Origin of the sequence: Methylobacterium sp. E-065 (assembly GCF_022829605.1) — a bacterium.
In the GTDB taxonomy this organism is placed as follows: domain Bacteria; phylum Pseudomonadota; class Alphaproteobacteria; order Rhizobiales; family Beijerinckiaceae; genus Methylobacterium.
The window spans coordinates 1-17,405 of sequence record NZ_JAKSYD010000161.1 but is presented as its reverse complement, the minus strand read 5'-3'; the positions used below and the strand labels follow the sequence as shown (position 1 = coordinate 17,405).

At 70.4% G+C, this 17,405-nt stretch carries 21 protein-coding genes and 2 pseudogenes; 18 read left to right on the top strand and 5 right to left on the bottom strand.

All coding sequences use genetic code 11. From position 1 onward, the window contains the following. The first annotated feature begins 300 nt into the window (after positions 1–300). The 10 genes and pseudogenes from MKK84_RS21200 to MKK84_RS21155 form a co-directional block, all read left to right on the top strand. Positions 301–777, top strand: a complete 477-nt coding sequence (locus MKK84_RS21200) for a hypothetical protein (RefSeq protein WP_243923271.1) — start codon at positions 301–303, stop codon at positions 775–777. 4 nt (positions 778–781) lie between these two features. Continuing rightward, on the top strand, positions 782–994 hold the full coding sequence (locus tag MKK84_RS21195; protein ID WP_243923269.1) for a hypothetical protein: 213 nt from the start codon (positions 782–784) through the stop codon (positions 992–994). Between the two features lie 31 nt (positions 995–1,025). Beyond that, on the top strand, positions 1,026–1,640 hold the full coding sequence (locus MKK84_RS21190; protein ID WP_243923268.1) for a hypothetical protein: 615 nt from the start codon (positions 1,026–1,028) through the stop codon (positions 1,638–1,640). Positions 1,641–1,964: 324 nt separating this feature from the next. After that, positions 1,965–2,702 (top strand): hypothetical protein, encoded by a 738-nt coding sequence (locus MKK84_RS21185; protein WP_243923266.1) that lies wholly within the window; start codon positions 1,965–1,967, stop codon positions 2,700–2,702. A gap of 448 nt (positions 2,703–3,150) precedes the next feature. Then, positions 3,151–3,618, top strand: coding sequence for a Tfp pilus assembly protein FimT/FimU (locus MKK84_RS21180; RefSeq protein WP_409566532.1), 468 nt, complete (start codon positions 3,151–3,153; stop codon positions 3,616–3,618). Beyond that, positions 3,615–4,013, top strand: a complete 399-nt coding sequence (locus tag MKK84_RS21175) for a type II secretion system protein (RefSeq protein ID WP_243923256.1) — start codon at positions 3,615–3,617, stop codon at positions 4,011–4,013. Before MKK84_RS21180 ends, MKK84_RS21175 begins: the two co-directional genes overlap by 4 nt. Further along, positions 4,006–4,614, top strand: coding sequence for a prepilin-type N-terminal cleavage/methylation domain-containing protein (locus MKK84_RS21170; protein ID WP_243923254.1), 609 nt, complete (start codon positions 4,006–4,008; stop codon positions 4,612–4,614). The genes MKK84_RS21175 and MKK84_RS21170 overlap by 8 nt, the downstream gene beginning before the upstream one ends. Then, entirely contained in the window at positions 4,611–5,048 is a 438-nt protein-coding gene (locus MKK84_RS21165; protein WP_243923252.1) for a hypothetical protein, read from the top strand. Before MKK84_RS21170 ends, MKK84_RS21165 begins: the two co-directional genes overlap by 4 nt. After that, positions 4,987–5,154 (top strand): annotated as a pseudogene (locus MKK84_RS21160) (type II secretion system protein GspK); the annotation flags it as partial. The gene MKK84_RS21165 and the pseudogene MKK84_RS21160, both read left to right, overlap by 62 nt. A 348-nt stretch (positions 5,155–5,502) precedes the next feature. Then, a pseudogene (locus MKK84_RS21155) lies at positions 5,503–6,060 on the top strand (TonB-dependent receptor); the annotation flags it as partial. A gap of 128 nt (positions 6,061–6,188) precedes the next feature. On the opposite strand, the gene MKK84_RS21150 reads toward MKK84_RS21155, so the two are convergent. Further along, a complete protein-coding gene (locus tag MKK84_RS21150; protein WP_243923244.1) occupies positions 6,189–6,554 on the bottom strand; it encodes an ArsR/SmtB family transcription factor in 366 nt (121 codons plus the stop codon). A gap of 107 nt (positions 6,555–6,661) precedes the next feature. Here MKK84_RS21150 and MKK84_RS21145 point away from each other — a divergent pair, with 107 nt between their 5' ends. Continuing rightward, a complete protein-coding gene (locus MKK84_RS21145) occupies positions 6,662–7,408 on the top strand; it encodes a glucose 1-dehydrogenase (RefSeq protein ID WP_243923236.1) in 747 nt (248 codons plus the stop codon). Between the two features lie 125 nt (positions 7,409–7,533). Here the strand turns inward: MKK84_RS21145 and MKK84_RS21140 are convergent, their stop codons facing one another. Together MKK84_RS21140 and MKK84_RS21135 are read right to left on the bottom strand one after the other, a co-directional pair. Then, entirely contained in the window at positions 7,534–7,992 is a 459-nt protein-coding gene (locus MKK84_RS21140; protein ID WP_243923234.1) for a hypothetical protein, read from the bottom strand. Next, positions 7,989–8,513: a hypothetical protein gene (locus MKK84_RS21135; RefSeq protein WP_243923232.1), complete on the bottom strand. Its 525-nt coding sequence runs from the start codon at positions 8,511–8,513 to the stop codon at positions 7,989–7,991. Before MKK84_RS21135 ends, MKK84_RS21140 begins: the two co-directional genes overlap by 4 nt. A 176-nt stretch (positions 8,514–8,689) precedes the next feature. On the opposite strand from MKK84_RS21135, the gene MKK84_RS21130 reads away from it, so the two are divergent. The 5 genes from MKK84_RS21130 to MKK84_RS21110 all read left to right on the top strand — a co-directional run bounded on the left by MKK84_RS21130 (position 8,690) and on the right by MKK84_RS21110 (position 14,124). Continuing rightward, entirely contained in the window at positions 8,690–8,971 is a 282-nt protein-coding gene (locus MKK84_RS21130; protein ID WP_243923230.1) for a hypothetical protein, read from the top strand. Between the two features lie 284 nt (positions 8,972–9,255). Further along, positions 9,256–9,636, top strand: a complete 381-nt coding sequence (gene gspG, locus MKK84_RS21125) for a type II secretion system major pseudopilin GspG (protein WP_313899360.1) — start codon at positions 9,256–9,258, stop codon at positions 9,634–9,636. Between the two features lie 105 nt (positions 9,637–9,741). Next, complete coding sequence (locus tag MKK84_RS21120) at positions 9,742–11,328, top strand: ABC transporter substrate-binding protein (protein WP_243923226.1); 1,587 nt, start codon at positions 9,742–9,744, stop codon at positions 11,326–11,328. Between the two features lie 72 nt (positions 11,329–11,400). Further along, positions 11,401–12,900: a M81 family metallopeptidase gene (locus tag MKK84_RS21115; protein WP_243923224.1), complete on the top strand. Its 1,500-nt coding sequence runs from the start codon at positions 11,401–11,403 to the stop codon at positions 12,898–12,900. Between the two features lie 3 nt (positions 12,901–12,903). After that, positions 12,904–14,124: a serine hydrolase domain-containing protein gene (locus MKK84_RS21110; protein WP_243923222.1), complete on the top strand. Its 1,221-nt coding sequence runs from the start codon at positions 12,904–12,906 to the stop codon at positions 14,122–14,124. An 8-nt stretch (positions 14,125–14,132) separates the two neighbouring features. Here MKK84_RS21110 and MKK84_RS21105 read toward each other — a convergent pair whose 3' ends face one another. Then, positions 14,133–14,648, bottom strand: a complete 516-nt coding sequence (locus MKK84_RS21105; protein WP_243923220.1) for a cupin domain-containing protein — start codon at positions 14,646–14,648, stop codon at positions 14,133–14,135. A gap of 193 nt (positions 14,649–14,841) precedes the next feature. On the opposite strand from MKK84_RS21105, the gene MKK84_RS21100 reads away from it, so the two are divergent. Then, the gene (locus MKK84_RS21100) at positions 14,842–16,413 is read left to right on the top strand and encodes an ABC transporter substrate-binding protein (RefSeq protein ID WP_243923218.1); all 1,572 of its coding nucleotides are present in this window, start codon (positions 14,842–14,844) and stop codon (positions 16,411–16,413) included. A 165-nt stretch (positions 16,414–16,578) separates the two neighbouring features. Further along, on the top strand, positions 16,579–17,046 hold the full coding sequence (locus tag MKK84_RS21095; RefSeq protein ID WP_243923216.1) for a hypothetical protein: 468 nt from the start codon (positions 16,579–16,581) through the stop codon (positions 17,044–17,046). Positions 17,047–17,221: 175 nt separating this feature from the next. Here MKK84_RS21095 and MKK84_RS21090 read toward each other — a convergent pair. Further along, on the bottom strand, positions 17,222–17,405 hold a 184-nt coding region (locus tag MKK84_RS21090), incomplete at its 5' end, for a Holliday junction DNA helicase RuvB C-terminal domain-containing protein (protein WP_279599635.1).

Sequence of the window (17,405 nt, the reverse complement as noted above, 5' to 3'; positions counted from 1 at the left end):
CCACATCCTGCATCTCCAGGATCCGCAGGGCGACTACGAACCCGGCAACTGCGCGTGGTCCCTTCGAGCCGGTCACGGTGGCTCGGGAGGCAGGACCGTCAGCCGCTACATCGAGGTTGACGGCCGCCGCGTGTCGGTTGTCGAGGCCGCAGCCGCGCACAACCTGAAGGTCGATACTCTCCGCTGGCGGCTGGCACAGGGGCGCACCCCTCAAGAAGCCCTTGTCCCCACTCGCTACTACGGCGGCAGCCGGAGCGCCCAGACGCCGGCCCGTTCCTCCGCCAGCCGGAGGGCTCAGTCATGACCTGCTACCGACACGGGCACGCCCCGCGGGGGGGAATATCCCCAGAGTACCAAGTCTGGGCTCAGCTCATCGGCCGATGCACGAACCCGAAGCATTCCAAATATCCGAGCTACGGCGGCCGGGGCATCACGGTCTGCGATCAATGGCGCAGCTCGTTCGCTGCCTTCCTGGCGGACATGGGCCTGCGCCCGTCCCCGCAGCACAGCATCGAGCGGGAGGACAACGACGGGCCATACTCGCGGGCCAACTGCCGCTGGGCGACGAAGGATGAGCAGAACCGCAACAAGCGGTCCAACCGGTACTTCGAGATAAACGGCCAGCGCCTCTGTTTGGCCGACGTCGCGCGCCTCGCCAAGCTACCGCTCAATACCTTCCGCATGCGCTTGGAGCACGGATGGCCTCTGGAAAAAGCGTTCTCGACACCGAAACGCCCTAACCAGCGCACTGCAACCTCCGCCGACGCTAGGAGCTGAGCCGATGACGGACCGCAACGTCCAAGTCACCATCGGAGCGGTGCTCCAGTCGAACTTCCGCACCTCGTTTCGAGAGGCGCAGCGGGAGGTCCAGAGCCTGACGAACGCCATCGGCGCGCTCGGCGCCCGGCGCTCGAACGCGGGGCTCCTGTCGATCCGGGACGCTTCGATGCGTCTCGGGACGTCTCTCCGGACAGCCGCGTGCTCGCACATCTGAACCCCGGTGCAAAACCCGAGGGAGGCCGGCTATGACGTTCAAAGCTTCAGACGAGCTCCCGCGGCTTTCGTGGCGTGACCTGCACGCCGTCAACGCGATGGTGAAACCCGACGACGGTTCCAAACCGCTGAACGACCTGCGGATGCACCACCGCCGTTGGATGGAACGCGGTCTCATGTGCGCGATAAGCGCGAGCCAGTTCATGGTTTTGTCGGCGATCGTGGCTCGAACTTTCGCTTGGATGAAGGCGATCGAGGTCATCCCCTTGACCGTGTTCACGGACGGCATGCGAGATCCCAATGACCCCAATCGGCACGCAACCGATGATGAAGGGATGCCGTTTTTCATCGGGACGGGCTTGGGTACTTCGACGGTGCGCAGGGCGCTTGCCGAGTTGGCTGAGAAGCGCCTGATCGACCGATTTCAGGTGCCAACGTCGGAGAGGAACACCTATGCGTACATGCCGGTATCCGCGCTCACGCTGTATTTCGCGTTAGCTGCATCGCCTACTGCCGACGTGGACGACTTCCCGCACGGCATCATGAACTACCTCCGAGTAACCCGCGATATGGCGCCGCTCGAAGAGCTGTTCACCGCCCGATGGGTCGAAGAGACTGCACCTGCGGAGGCCACCCATGCGGCCTGAAATCCGCAATCCCAGTGTTCATTTTGACGCGACTAGTGGTCATTTTGAACACTGGCCAGTGCTCATTTTGAACAGTCGCCAGTGTTCAAAACGAACACCTAAAGGGAGAGAAAGAAACTCTAGAAGCAAACTCGGAGACAACCGCCCTCCGTGCGGCTTCGCCGTACTCGGGCACGTGTGCAGATCCCTGATCGGAAAGCCAGGAAGAAAGAGCCAGATCCGGCTCCGTCTGAGCCATAGGGGTCTCAGAAGAGTTTCGGCCGGCGCCGCACTGACCAACTCTGCGAACCGCGTGCACTCCGGTGCGAAGTTGGGAGGTCTCCGGTGAGCCCGCGCAGCAAGAACCCCGAGTTACCCGAGAACGTCGTGCTGCTCCGTCCCGATGTTGTGGTCCGGCGAGCGGTCGGCCGTCCGAAGCGTCCGAGACGGATCAGCCCCGAAGGGCTGAGCCATCTGAGCTTGGTGACCCCGCTGTCTGAGCGGCCCGGTCCGCAACCTTTGATGTCGTCAAACGTGATCAGCCATGCGATCGAACGGGCACGGCTGCAGAAGCTCGCCGCCATCCGCCGAGATATCGGCCATCAGAGATCCGCTTCCAAGCTGCCGGCCGAACCCGTCGAGACCTTCGATGCCGAGGGCTACGTCTGGCCCGGATCCCGACCTCAGCTCTGGGAGGAGGCCTATCGAGACTGGGGGCTGGTGAGGGAAACGCACCCCTATCTCCGCCTGTACCCGGCGCACGCCTTCACCCGTGATGTGTTCCTGGTGTGGATCGCCGGAAACGTCCTTGCCGATGCCGCCGGTATCCTCCGCGAGCGGTATCCTGGCTTTGACGATCCGGAGTGTGACGAGCCGCCCGCGGCGGCCCTGGTCGATCCGATCCACCGCCGTATCGAGGTGCTGGAGCAGCCGCGCGATCGCGCCCTTCGCCGGATACGCAGCGACCGGGCCGCCTATGACCTGTGGCGGGGCACGCTCCGGCGGTTCCCCGAGATCCGGACGCTCCCGCAGGACTGGGCTCACGTCTTCCGAAGCCTGGATCGGACCAATCAGAGACGGTAGTGGCCTGACCGGTCGGCACTCGCGATTACACCCGATTTCACAGCCAGCCGTGGTACACTGGAGCGGTACACCGCGCTGATCCAGCACCCATCTAAGTCATTGATTTATCGAGCAAGAAGCTGAATAGGTTCGTATCCCCTCAGCTCCACCACTTATTTTTCGCGTTGAAAAATCGAGTGGTGGTAAGGGTTTACCAGAACAGCATTCAGTTTTTCGTGCCTGTGCGGAACGGGTTTCCCGTCTCCGCTGAAGCGCGCGGCACAGAACAGCGCAGGTTGAGCGCGCTCGGCGACCGGCTGCGGACGTTGCCATCGGCTGGCGCGGGTGTCGGCAAAAGACCCATCTTGCTCCGTATCGCTCCTCCGGAAACCCGATTTTTACCCTAATCCGGCTACGGGACGGCGTCCGCGGAGCCGCAGAGGCACAGACGAGAGGGCGCGTCGCGACGGTGTCGGCGGAAGGATCGATCAGGAACGGGGCCGGAGACGCAGGCTTCACCCTCGTCGAGATGCTCGTGACCCTTGCAATCATCGGCCTCGCTGCCGGGCTCGCGGTCCAGTTCGCCGGCAGCTTCAACACCGGGCGCCGCGCCGGACGCCTGTCCGGGGTGATCGCCGCCGAGATCGGCCTCCTGCACGCGGAGGCGCTCCGCTCCGCGCGGACGACGCGCCTCACCTTCGAGCCCGCATCGGGCCGGTTCCTCAGCTCCCGGGCGGGCGCCGCGCCGATCCCGACCGCGCCGATCCCGGTCCGCATCGAGACCGCGGGAGCGGCAGCGGGCATGCCGCCCGAGATCCGGTTCCTGCCGGATGGCGGCTCCAGCGGCGGCCGCATCGTGCTCGGGCTCCCCGGCGGCGGCGCCATCCTGTCGGTCAGCCTCCTCACCGCCCGCGTCGACCGGGAGGCGATCCGGTGAGCCCACTGACGCCCATCCGAGAGACCGGCGGCGAGGACGGCTTCACGATCGTCGAGGTGTTGGTGGCCTTCGCGGTTGCCGCACTCGGTATCCTGCTCGCCTTGCAGATCGTGGGTGAGACCACGCTCGGCCTGCGCCGGGTCGCGGCCCTGCGCATCGAGGCCGATGAGGCCGAGGCCGTTTGCCTGCGGCGGGTCGCGGCCGGCTCCCTCTCGCCCGGCACCGTCGAGGGCCGCTTCTCGAACGGGCAACCGTGGACACTCACCGTCAGCGACAGCCGCCCGGTCCTCCCGGCACGCCGGGGACCGCCCCTGTGGCGCATCCGCCTGAGCCGCGGCGGGTCGGACGGCGCGGCGCTCTACACCACCCTGATCCCGGGCAAGCCCGATGCCTGACCGGAGCCCCGACGCGAGCCGGGCGGGCTTTGCCCTGGTGGAGGTGCTGGTCTCCCTGGCGCTCGCTGCGCTCATCGCCCTGCTGCTGGTCGAGGCCGTGCGGGTCGCGGGCCGCACCGCCTCGGCGGTCGCGGCCGCGGAGCGTGCCGATCAGGTGCTGGCGGTCCGCGACCACCTGCGCCGGACCCTCGGGAGCCTCGCGAGCCGCCGCCTGGACGGCACGCGTCCGGTTCTGCTGGGCGGACCAGATACCCTCCGGGCGGCGCTCGCCGCCGACCGGGCCCTCGAACGGCCGGTGGAACGCGCTGTCACGCTCGCCGGCGCGCCACGATCCGACGGACTCTACGACCTCGTCGAGGGCCAAGCGCCCCTGGAGACCGGGACGGACGGGACGGCGCGGTCCGAGATCCTGCTGGCGGGGGTGTCCGGCCTCACCATCCGGTATCTCGGATCCCCGGCCGAGCGGCTGCCCGCCACGTGGCTGCCGGCCTGGACGCGCCTTGACCGCCATCCCGACCTCGTGGAGATCCAGATCGCCTTCCGGCCGGCGGACCGGCGGCGCTGGGACCCGCTCCCCATCGCCCCGGGCGACCGGCCGTGAGCCGGCGGGCGCAGGCGGGCGAGGACGGCTTCGTGCTGGTCTCGGTGGTGAGGGTGCTGGCCGCCGTCAGCGCGCTCCTCGCCACGGCGATCCTTCAGGCGCGCGCGAGCGCCGTGCTGGCCCGGACGCGCGCCGACCTGCTGCAGCTCCAGGGTCTGGCCGACGGGATCGCCCGCCTGATCGCCTACGATCTCGCGATGGGGCGAACCTACCGGCTCGCCGGTTTGTCGCTTCCGGAGGACGGCAGCGTCGTGGCCTGCCCGCTCGCGGAGGAGCGGACGGCCTTATCTGTCCGTCGAGGACCAGGGCCGCCTGATCGACCTCAACCGGACCCCGCGGCCCGCCCTGGAGGAGGCGTTCCGCGCTTTCGGCGTGCCGGACCGGGCGGCCCTCGCCCTCGGCGCGGAGATCGTGGATCACCGGGATCCCGATGACATCCCTGAGCCGAATGGCGGGGCCGAGCTGGCGCAATACCGAGCCCGCTTCCTGCCGTACGGTCCGCGCAACGCTCCGTTCCTCAGCGTGGACGAGATCGGTCGGTTGCCGTCGATGACCGCCGAGATCTCGGCGCGGCTCCAGCCGGCGCTGACGGTCTACAACGAGGGCGGGACCTTCGATCGCGCGGCCCTGGTGCAACGGCTCCAGCCCGCGGCGGCCCCGGCGCTCGCCGGGGAGAGCCGTCCCGTTCCCTCGCCGCGCCAGTATTTCCGTCTGTCGGTGACGGTCATGCACGGTGACGTGCGGGCCGGCCGGAGGGGCGTCTACGCGCTGGGCGGCACGCGGACCGGAACCGATTTCTTGGTCTGGCAGCCGGGCGTCACCGACCGTCTGGCGCCGGCGGCCGATCATCCGGCCTGTCCGGCCATTCGCGCTGCCCTCGCAGGGCCGATCTACGCCAACTACGCGCTGATCGACGCCACTTTCCAGTTCAACCAGACGCTGTCCTCGCCGAACAACCCGCTGGCCGGCACCGGCGCGTCCGGTGGCGCGACGAACGGTGACCTGATCCCGAACGGCGGGATCCGCGTGCGGCCGGGCGACAAGATCCCGCTGATCCCGGATCATCAGATCAAGGCGGGTTTCGAGTACACCATCACCCCGAACTGGCGCTTCGGCCTCAACGTCTCGGCCTTCTCGTCGTCCTACTTCCGCGGCGACGAATCGAACCTCAACCGCAAGCTGCCGGCCTACTACGTGATGAACCTGACGAAGTATCAGGTCACCAAGAACCTGGAGATCTTCGGGCTGATCACCAACCTGACGAACCAGCGTTACACGACGTTCGGAACCTTCGTGGAGCCGGGCGCGGTGGCCGGCAATCTGTCGATCAACGACCCGCGGACCACGACCCGGGCCCAGCCGCTCTCGGTCTACGCGGGCCAGACCTACCGCTTCGGTGCCGATCCGGTGCCGATGTCGCCGGAGCCGATCATCCGGAAGTACTGAACGGAGACCGCGACGCCCGGGATCGAAGAGCCGCCTTCCGCGCGGCCCCTCGATCCCACAGGGCTGGATGAGGCTGCCACCGGCCACGAGGGGGCGCGACGTGTGGGGAGCGGTTCTCAGCGGCGCCTCTATCGCGGATCGATCGGCCCGGTCGAGCATGAGCCGGAGCCGCCATCCGATGCGTAGGCATTGAGGATCCCTGCCAGCAGACCGGGAAAGCGCGCCTCGACCTCGGCCCAGCGGGAATGATTGCGCACCTCGGTGCCATGACGTTCGCTGCGGATCAGGCCGGCCTCGCGCAGCACCTTGATATGGTTGGACAATGACGATTTCGGGATGACCCGCTCCCCGAGCGACGCGACGGCCGAGCAGGCCTCGACGCAGCCCGCCTGCATGATCTTCGCGAACATCGCCGCCCGGCCCGGGTCGGCCAGCGCATGCAGGATCGCCTCCGGGCGCACGTCCTCGATGGCAGGGTGAAACAGGGGTCTCATCAAACATCCATATGGGGTCTTGAACGAAGCTCCATAAGTTCCGAAGTTCCGAACTATGGGATCAAGGGACCCCGATCCGGGGCCGACCCAGACGGAGCGTAGCACACATGTCGAAGCTGAAAGGCAAGGTCGCGGTCGTGACTGGGGCATCAAAGGGCATCGGAGCCGGCATCGCCAAGGCGTTGGCGGCCGAGGGTGCGGCCGTGGTAGTGAATTACGCATCCAGCAAGGCGGGCGCCGACGCCGTCGTAGCGGCGATCGCCGAGGCCGGCGGCCGTGCCGTCGCGGTGCAGGGCGACGTCTCCAAGGCGTCCGAGGCGCAGGGACTGATCGAGGCGACGGTCGAGCAGTTCGGCCGGCTCGACGTGCTGGTCAACAATTCCGGCGTCTACGAATTTGCGGCCATCGAGGCGGTGACGGAGGACCACTACCGGCGCCTGTTCGACATCAACGTCCTCGGCGTCCTGCTGACGACGCAGGCGGCGGTGAAGCACCTCGGCGAGGGCGGGAGCATCGTCAACATCTCGTCGGCGATCACGCACGTGCATACGCCGACGACCGCGGTCTATGCGGGCACCAAGGGGGCGTTGAACGCCCTCTCGGGCGTGCTCGCCAACGAGTTGGCGCCCCGCAAGATCCGCGTGAACGTGGTGAGCCCGGGCTTCGTGGTGACCGAGGGTACGCATACGGCCGGTGTCGTCGGCTCCGACATGGAAGCCGGCTTCGTCGCACAGACGCCGCTCGGCCGCGCCGGACGACCCGACGATATCGCCGACGTGGTGGCGTTCCTGGCATCGGAGGATGCGCGCTGGTTGACCGGCGAGGTGATCACCGCCAGCGGCGGCATTCGCTGAGGGCCGCCAGAAGCCCGTGCGCGCGACCGGCGTGCACGGGAGCCCCAACCCTGACGCGGGTCGGCATCTGGCCCGGATCCGGGCCACGCCCGTCACGGCCCCCTCACGCGCTGGCGCGGCGCGCCCTACGGACGCAGATCCAGCGGCCGGTCCGTGAACGGCGCAGGGCGCAGCGTCGCGGGTTCGCCGAGGAACGCCGCCTCGAAACGGCGCCCCCGCTGGATCACGCTGACTCGGTCGGTCCCGATGGCGGTGATGCGCCAGTCGCCGCGGCCGTCGCCGGGGGCGAGCCAAGTCGGGTCGCCGCTGCCGTCGTCGATGAAGGCCCGCACCGCCACCCCATCGCGGCGGATCCCGCGCAGCACGAGGACCGGTGGCACGGGGTCCGGCCGCTGGATCAGGTCGCGGCTGCCCTCGGCCGTCCAGGCGCGCCGGCTCGGATCGAACAGCGGCCGGCGGAGCGCTGAGCCCTCGGCGGGGACCGCCTCAGCCGGCGGCTCCCGAGCCGGGGGCAGGTCGATCGCGACCGGCCAGAGCTGCACACCCAGAGCCGCGAGGCCCGCGAGCTCGAGGGACGCCCTCACGGTCTCGTCCCCGCGCGCAGAGGTGCGATCACCCCGCGGGCCGTCACGGCGAGGTGCAGGATCGTCGGGTGGCCGATCTCGGCATCGACCGGGCGCACGACCGACAGGTCGGCATCCTCCACGACGACGCGGGGCGCCTCGGTATCGAGGGCGCGCAACAGCCCGTGCAGGCCCGCGGATGTGCCGCGCAGCAGGCCGCGCAGGCGCGGCAGGTCGGGCCGGGCCGGGTCGGGCTCGAGGACGGCCCCGTCGATGACGATGGCCCGCTCGGCCGCCAGGGCGTCGAGGCGGCCGCGGAAAGCGGCCAGCAGCGTATCGCCATCCGCCGCCACGAGGGGCGGCCGCGCCCGCTGACGCTGGGCCAGCGCCAGCGCCCGGTGGAGGCGGTCGCGGGCGGCCTCGATCGCGTGCGACGCGTCGCGGAGGGCCGAGAGCGGCGCTGCCGCCGCGGCCACGACGAGGCCGAGGGCGGCGAACCGCACGAGGAACGGCCGGGTGGCGAGGTCCCGGATCCGAATCATCGGCCGCCCCCCGCAACGGCCCGCGGCAGCTGGACGACGAGCCGGCGCCGCCCCCCCCCCGGTTCGTCCTCGGCGCTGCGGAGCGCGGGTGGGCCAAGGCCCGCGATCCCGGTAGAGCCGTGCCCGCCCGCGCTGCGATCGGACGCGGCTCTAAGTCCTTGTTGTGACTCGCTCTCTTGCGCCGAACCGGTATCCACTTCGGCGGAGAGCGCTCCAAGGGCGGCGAGCGCCGCGGCCTCGTCGGCAGCCGAGAGGGTGACGCCCACGCCGTCGTGGTCGAGGTGGAGCGCCACCGCGGAGGCGCCGCCGCGAGGGCGTCCCAGACCGGCACCGGTGGTAGCGCCCGGCCGGCCTCGATCGCCGCCAGGCCGGCCTGGATGGGTTGCGGCGGGGGCGGTCCGGCCTCCCGCCGCGCGGCCGCGAAGGCCGTGTCGAGGGCGGCCAACTCCGTCTCCTGATGCCCGCGCCAGCCCCAGAACGCCGCGAGCAGCAGCACGGCCCCGCCGATCAGAACGCGATCGCCGGTCCGCCCGTCGCCCAACAGTGACGGCAGGGCGCGATGCCCGTGGCTCAGCAGATCGACGGGCAGTGTCTGCTCCCCGCTCGAACCCACCGTCACGGGACCGGCCGGCAGCCCGGCCCGGCCCGGGAGCAACACGACTCGGATCGGATTGGGTCGATGGGACAAACGCACGCCGGAAGCCAAACGTGTAGATTGAATACAGGGTAGGATGGCTTCTCCATCGTTGAAATTCCGGTTGTTTTGGCGATCATCGGCATGATCGCCAGCCTCGTGACGCCGCAGGTGCTCGGCTATCTCGGCCGCGCCAAGGGCGAGACGGCCCGGATCCAGGTGAAGAACATCGCCCAGTCGGTGGAACTCTATTACCTCGACCTCGGCGTCTATCCGACCTCGGACCAGGGGCTGGCGACGCTGGTCCAGCCGACCGGGCCGGCCTGGCCGGGCCCCTATGTCCGCGACGCCCGCGGCCTGACCGATCCCTGGGGCCGGGCCTACCTGTATCGGTCGCCGAGCAGCCAGGGGCCCTACGAGGTTTATTCCCTCGGCAGCGACGGACAGGTCGGCGGCACGGGCGACGCCGCCGACGTGGCGAGCCAGTGAGGACGGCCCCGGATTTGCCTCGTCGCCCCGCCGGCGCCACTCTGCAGCGCGTTACGAGGCGAAGGGCGCACGACTTCTGATGGTAACAAGCACGGTTGAGAGGCCATGAGGCGCCGCGACGTCCTCGGGGGGCTGGCCGCCGCGTCCGTGGCCCCTGCTTGCCTGGCCCGGCCGGCATTGGCGCAGCCCGCCAAGGTCCTGCGCTTCATCCCGGAAAGCGACGTCGCGGTCATCGATCCGATCTGGACGACCGCGACCGTGACGCGCAACCACGGCTACCTCGTCTTCGACACCCTCTACGGGCAGACCGCGCGCTACGATTTCCAGCCGCAGATGGTGGCGGGCCACACGGTCGAGGCGGAGGGCCGCCTCTGGCGGCTCGCCCTGCGCGAGGGCCTGCGTTTCCACGACGGCGAGCCGGTGCTGGCCCGCGACGCAGTGGCGAGCATCCGCCGGTTCGCCGCCCGCGACGCCTTCGCCCGGGCGCTGATGGAGGCCACCGACGAACTCACCGCCGCCTCCGACCGCGAAATCGTGTTCCGCCTCAAGCGGCCCTTCCCGCTGCTGCCCGCGGCGCTCGGCAAGACCGGCACGTCGATGCCCTGCATCATGCCGGAGCGTCTGGCGAAGACCGACCCCAACGTCCAGGTCACCGAGATGGTCGGCTCCGGGCCGTTCCGCTTCAAGGCGGACGAGCGGGTGCCGGGGGCGCTTACCGTCTACGAGCGCTTCGACGGCTACGTACCGCGCCCGGACGGCACGGCGAGCTTCACTGCCGGGCCGAAGCGCGCGCATTTCGACCGCGTCGAGTGGCGGATCGTGCCCGATGCTTCCACGGCGGCGAGCGCGCTGGCGGCCGGCGAAGTCGACTGGTGGCAGAACCCGACGCCGGACCTACAGGGGCTGCACCGGTCCAAGCCGGGGGTCCGGCTGGAGGTGCTCGATCCGGTCGGTGGCATCGGCTGCCTGCGCTTCAACCACCTGCATCCGCCCTTCGATAACCCCGCGATCCGCCGGGCGCTGCTCGGTGCCATCGACCAGACCGAGTTCATGAGCGCGGTCGCGGGCGACGAGCGCGCTTTGTGGAAGGATCATGTCGGCGTCTTCTGCCCCGATGCGCCGATGGCGACCCGGGCGGGCACCGAGGTTCTGGTGGGCCCGCGCGACTTCGGCGCGGTGAAACGCGCCCTCACGGAGGCCGGCTACCGGGGCGAGCGCGTGGTCATGCTCGATCCGAGCGATTATCCCGCCACCCACCCGCTGGCCCTGGTGGCCGCCGAGGCGTTCCAGAAGTGCGGGCTGAACGTCGACCTCGTCGCGATGGATTGGGGGACCCTGGTGCAGCGCCGGGCGAGCCGCCAGCCCCCCGACAAGGGCGGCTGGAGCACCTTCGTCACCTACCTGAACGGCACCAACAACTTCGATCCCGCCGGCCAGCTCGGCATCCGCGGCAATGGCGATCAGGCCTGGTTCGGCTGGCCCCGGGCGCCACGGCTGGAGGAGCTGCGCGCGCAATGGTTCGCCGCACCCGATCCCGCGGCACAGAAGGCGATCTGCGCCGAGATCCAGCGGCAGTTCTTCATCGACGTGCCGTACCTGCCGCTCGGCGCCTATTACGAGGCGACGGCCTCCCGCGGACTGACCGGCCTGCGCACCGGCTTCCCGCAATTCTACGACGTCCGGCCGGCCTAGCGGCCTAGCCCCCTCCCCCGCGCCGAACCGGCCTCCGCATCGACGGAGCGCACCCCGAGGAGACCGCAGCCGATGCGCATCGCCGTGCTCCAGTTCACCCACGAGACCGTGACGTTCCTGCCGAACGACACGACCCGCGACGACTTCATCTATCCGGGCTCCCCGGCGGGCGGGGAGGCGCTGCTCGCCACCGACCCCAAGGGCTACATGGGCGGTTTCGTCCAGGTCGCCCGGGAATTCGAGGGGGTCGACCTCGTCGGCCTCACCTCGCCGCTCTGGCCGCGCACCGGCATCGGCTCGGGCTGGGTGACGCAGGACGCGTTCGCGCATTTCCTCGACGCGATGCTGGCGGAACTGGAGGCGGGCGCGCCGTTCGACGGGGTCTACCTCGCGCTGCACGGCGCGCTGGCGGTGCGCGGCGTGCAGCGCCCCGAGGCCGAGATCGCCCGGCGGGTGCGGGCCATCGTGGGGCCGGGCGTGCCCATCGCGGCGACCTTCGACCCGCACGGCAACGAGGATGCGGAGTTCCTGCGCCACGCCGACATGGCGTTCGCGGTGAAGTACTTCCCGCACTACGACATGCATCTTCAGGGGCAGCGCGCGGCGCGGATGCTGGTGCGGACGATCCGCGGCAGCTTCCGGCCGGCGCACCGGACGATCCCGATCCCGATCCTCGCGCCGACCGTGGTGATGTGGACCGGCGCCTCGCCGTGGTCCGACCTGATCCAACGCGCCTTGGTCTGGGAGGCGCGGGAGCCCGACGTCTTCGTCAACGTGTATTTCGGCTTCCCCTGGTCGGACGTGCCGGATGCCGGCATGGCGGTCCAAGTCCTGACGAACGGCGATCCCGCCCTCGCTGACCGGATCGCCCGCGACATGGCGGCCTGGACGTGGCGGCACCGCGCGGCCCTGGTGTCGAGCGTCGCGATCCACCCGATGCGGGTCGGCATCGCCAGGGCATCCGAGGCTGCGCGGGCGGGCGACGCGCCGGTCGTGCTCGCCGATTACAGCGACCGCTCGGGCCGGGCGACGTGGCTCCTTGCCGAGGTGCTGGCCCAGGGGCTGGAGCGCACGCTGATCGCAACGGTCGCCTCGCCCACACTCCTGGACCGGCTGCTGGCCGAGGACGTGAAGGTCGGCGATCCGTTCGACGCGGAGGTCGGCGGCCCCGTAGCCGGCGAGGCGGAACCCTCCGCAGGCGTCCCGGTCCGCGTCACCGGCACGGTGTGCGCGGTCGTCGCGGGCACGACCGGCCGGGGCGCCGGCACCTGGCTCTGCGTCGCCTTCGGCCGGGGCAACGTGCTGGTCCTCAGCCCCTACCTCGTTCAGATCATGGAGCCGTCGGAACTCTGGGATCTTCGCCTGAAGCCGGAGGATTTCGACGTGGTGGCGATCAAGTCCCGGGTCCATTTCCGCCGGGGTTTCGACGATGGCGGCTATGCGCGGACGATCCTGCTGGTCGAGCCGCCCGAGCCGTTCGTCGGGACGGTCCACCTGGACGCCCTCCCCTACCAGCACCTCAAGCCGAGCGCCTTCTATCCCTACGGCGATCCCGCCTTCGACGCCGGATAGCGGATGGTCCGTTCCGGCGATGCCGTCGCGGCGGCCCCGCGCTACATCGGCGCCATGCGGAACGCGCCGGCCTTCTCCCTCCCCCGCCTCGATCGCCTCGGCGACCGCTTGGCTGACGATGTCGCGAGCGGCGCGATCGCGGGGGCCGACCTGCTCGTCGGCGGGACGGGCGGGGACATCTGGCGTCGCATCGTTGGCTTCCGCGACCGCGTCGCGGGTGACGACCTGAAGCCCGACGCGCTCTGGCGCATCTACTCGATGACCAAGGTCGTCGTCTCGGTCGCCGCCATGGTCCTGGCCGAGCGCGGCGCCCTACGCCTCGATCAGCCGGTCGCGGATTTCATCCCCGCTTTCGGACGCCTCGCCGTGCAGGACCCGGAGGGCGGCGTCAGGCCGGCCAGGAGCGCGCCGACCGTTCAGGATCTGCTGCGCCACACTGCCGGGATCGCGTACGGCTATCTCGGCGATGGACCGACGCGGCGGGCCTACGAGGCCGACGGCCTGCTCGCCGAGGATCTCGACAACGCGGCCTTCGCCGAGCGGATCGCCCGCCTGCCGCTGGAGCACGAGCCCGGCACGGTCTGGCACTACTCGCACGCCACCGACATCCTCGGCCGCGTTCTGGAGGTGGCCGGCGGCGCGGATCTGCAGGGCGTCCTCGATGCGACCCTCCTGGGGCCGCTCGGGCTCGCCGACACCCGGTTCCGGATCCCAACGGCGCTGGCCGGGCGCGTCGCCCAGCCGCTGCCGCAGGCGCCCGGGCAGCGGCCGGTCTTCCACGATCCGACCGAGCCCCGGCGCAGCCAGCGGGGCAATGGCGGCCTCGTGTCGAGCACGGCGGATTACGCCCGCTTCCTGCGCATGCTGCTGGCCGGCGGCGGCCTCGACGGCGTGCGGATCCTGGCCCCGGCGAGCGTGCGGCTCATGACGGCGGACCATCTCGGGACCGCGATCGCCAAGGCTGCCTATTACCCGCCGGGGCCGGGCTACGGCTTCGGGCTGGGGGTGGCGGTCCGGCTCGCAGCGGGCGAGGCGCCGGTGCCGGGCAGCGTCGGCGACTGGTTCTGGAGCGGCGTCGGGGGCACCTATTTCTGGGTCGATCCGGCCGCGGGCTTCTTCGCCCTCCTGATGCTGCAGACCTCCTCGGCCGCGCAGCGCCAGCACTACCGCACCCTGACCCGCGCCATGGTGTATGCCGCGCTGGAAGACGCGCCCGCGGCCTGACCGATGCGTCAGGGATGCTTGTGGATCGGGTCGACCCAGTAGACCGTCTCGGGCGCCTCGGCGGCCGCGACATCGGGCAGGTTGACCACCACCGCCTCGTTGTCGGAGCGCACCAGCACGCAGTGCAGGGGCTCGTCGGTCGAGGCATTGATTTCCTGGTGGGGCACGAAGGGCGGCACGAAGATGAAGTCGCCCGGGCCGGCTTCCGCGACGTATTCCAGCCGCTCGCCCCAGCGCATCCGCGCCCGGCCCGAGACCACGTAGATCACGCTCTCGAGCTCGCCGTGATGATGCACGCCGGTCTTGGCGTCGGGCTGGATCGCCACCGTGCCGGCCCAGATCTTCTGGGCGCCGACCCGGGCGGCGTTGATCGCCGCCTGCCGGAACATGCCGGGGGTCTGCGCGGTGTTGGCGTCGAGCCGGTCGCCCGGGATCACCCGCACCCCGTCGTGCTTCCAGCGCTCGGCGGTGTCGGGCTCATGCGCGTGGTCGTGGGCGTGATGGGCGTCGCCGTCGTCGTGCATGTCGGATCCTCCGGGCCCATCATCGCACGGCCGGGACGTTCTGCGAAAAGCCCGCGTCGCGATGGGTCCGGGCGGGCGGTCAGCACGGAATCGACGGGCTGGGGTTAACGTGCGGAAATTGCACCCAACGCCGGACGTTCGCCCTCTGGTCCGGGGGTTGCTACGATCGCACCTCTCGGGATCAGGAGCACGGATGAAGCGCCGCACATTCCTCGCCGCGGGGGCCGCGACCTTGGCGGCACCGGTGGTGGGCCGGGCTCAGGGCAGCCGGGTCCTGCGCATGGTGCCCCAGGCGAACCTGACCTCGATCGACCCGATCTGGACGACGGCGATCGTCACGCGCAACCACGCCTACGTCATCTACGACACGCTGTTCGGCCTCGATTCCGGCCTGCAGCCCCAGCCGCAGATGGCCGCCGGCCATCGTGTCGAGGCGGATGGGCGCCGGGTCACCATCACGCTGCGTGAGGGCCTGCGCTTTCACGATGGCACGCCGGTCCTGGCGCGGGACTGCGTCGCCAGCATCCGGCGCTGGGCGGCGCGGAACGGCTTCGGCCAGGTGCTGATGGCGGCGACCGACGAACTCAGCGACGACAACGACACGACGATCGTGTTCCGGCTCAAGGAACCGTTCCCGCTGCTTCCGAACGCGCTGGCGAGCGTCAGCCAGCCCGCCTTCATCATGCCCGAGCGGATCGCCCGCACCGATCCGTTCAAGCAGATCACCGACGCCACCGGCTCGGGCCCGTTCCGCTGGAAGGCCGACGAATTCAATTCCGGCAGCCTGATGGTCTATGAGCGGCACGCCGGCTACGTGCCGGGCCCCGGTGCGCCGAGCCTGACGGCCGGCGGCAAGGTCGCGCATTTCGACCGGATCGAGTGGCAGATCATCGCCGACGGCGCCACGGCGGCCGCGGCTCTCCAGAACGGCGAGATCGACTGGTACGAGCAGCCGCCGCCGGAGTTGCAGCAACTCCTCGCCCGCAACCGCGACATCGTCGTGGAGGGGATCGACCGGCTGACCAACCCCGCTATCCTGCGGATGAACCACTTGCACCCGCCCTTCGACGACGTCGCGGTGCGCCGGGCGGTGCTGCCGGCCATCCTCCAGAGCGACTTCATGGCGGCGGTCGCGGGTGACGATCCGGCCAACTACAACGACCGCTGCGGGATTTTCACCCCGGGCACGCCGATGGCGACGGAGGTGGGCCTGGAGGCGCTCACGGGGCCGCGCAGCCTGGACAAGGCGAAGTCCCTCCTGAAGGCGGCAGGCTACAACGGCGCGAAGGTCCGGCTGATCGGCCCGACCGACATCCTGGCGCCCTCGGCGATCACCCAGGTGGCGGCCGATCTCCTGCCCCGGATCGGCTTCAACGTGGAGGCGGCGCTCAGCGACTGGGGCACCGTGATCCAGCGCCGGGTCTCGCGCGAGCCGGTCGACAAGGGCGGCTGGTCGGTGCTGCTGACGACGTTCTCGTCCTTCGACAACGCCGACCCGGCCGCGCTCCAGCCGCTCCGGGCGAACGGTGCCAACGCGTGGTTCGGCTGGCCGACGATCCCGAAGCTGGAAACATTGCGCACCGCGTGGTTCGCCGCCCCCGACGAGGCGGCGCGCAGGGCGATCTGCGCCGACATGCAGCGGGTGGCGCTCGACGAGGTGGTCTACGTGCCGGTCGGCTCCTACCGGTCGATGACCTCCTACCGGCGCAACCTCACGGGCCGCGTCGTAGGCTTCCCGATCCTCTGGAACATCCGGAAGGGCTGATGCGCCTCCGGGACCGGCCGCGGCGACGGGTCGTCCGATCGGGCCTTTGACCGGCCGCAGCGCGTGCCGCACACTCGGCGCGCGACACGCCGACGACAGGCCTGCGCGATCCGGTTCCCGCGCCGCGGGCGACCATTGGTTGAGGCACCACCCCGGGAGGGACCTGTGCGCGCTGATATCCCGCTCGACGCCGCTGCCGTCACCGGCCGGGGGGCAAGCCTGCCGCGGCCGGGGCGCACCGCGCTCGTCCTGCTGACGGTCGCGGTGCTCGCGATTGCGGGGGCGGCAGCGGCCCGGGCGCCTGTGACGCGCCTCGATCCCGACCTCGTCCGGGTGATCCGCTTCATGGCGCTGATCAAGGGCGGGCTGGCGCTCGCTGCGGTCGCGGCCTGCTTCTGGCGCCTCGCCCGGCCCGCCGGCCCATGGCGCACTGCGATCTACGTCGTCGGACCGCCCGCCATGGCGGGGGCCTCCATCGCCCTCGGCGCAGTGCTGAGCCCCGCGCTCGCGGCGGCGGCCCTGCATCTCGGCCTGCTCGCGGTGGTAGCAGCCGCGCTGACCGATCGCGATTTCATCCCCGACTTACTGCTGCGCAGGCGAGCTGGATCGAGCGCACTGCGGCGGCGGCGCTGAGCGCGCCCCTTTTCCCGGGCGCATGCAGCGCCAGCGGAATGCGCCCGGGATCCAGCACAAGACGTCGCGAAGCGTCTATCGGCACCACACTGTGCCGCTGCGCGGCGCCTTGTGCACTGGATCCCGGATCACCTTCCACTTGCGTTCCAGGCGTCCGGGAAAAGGGCGCGCCGCCTCACGCGGCCGCCGCGTCCCGCTCCGGCACGGCCAGCCCCATGTGCTTATAGGCGTGCCGGGTGAGCACCCGCCCGCGGGGGGTGCGCTGCACGAAGCCGCGCTGGATCAGGTACGGCTCGATGATGTCCTCGATCGCGTCCCGCGGCTCCGACAAGGCCGCCCCGATCGTCTCGATCCCCACA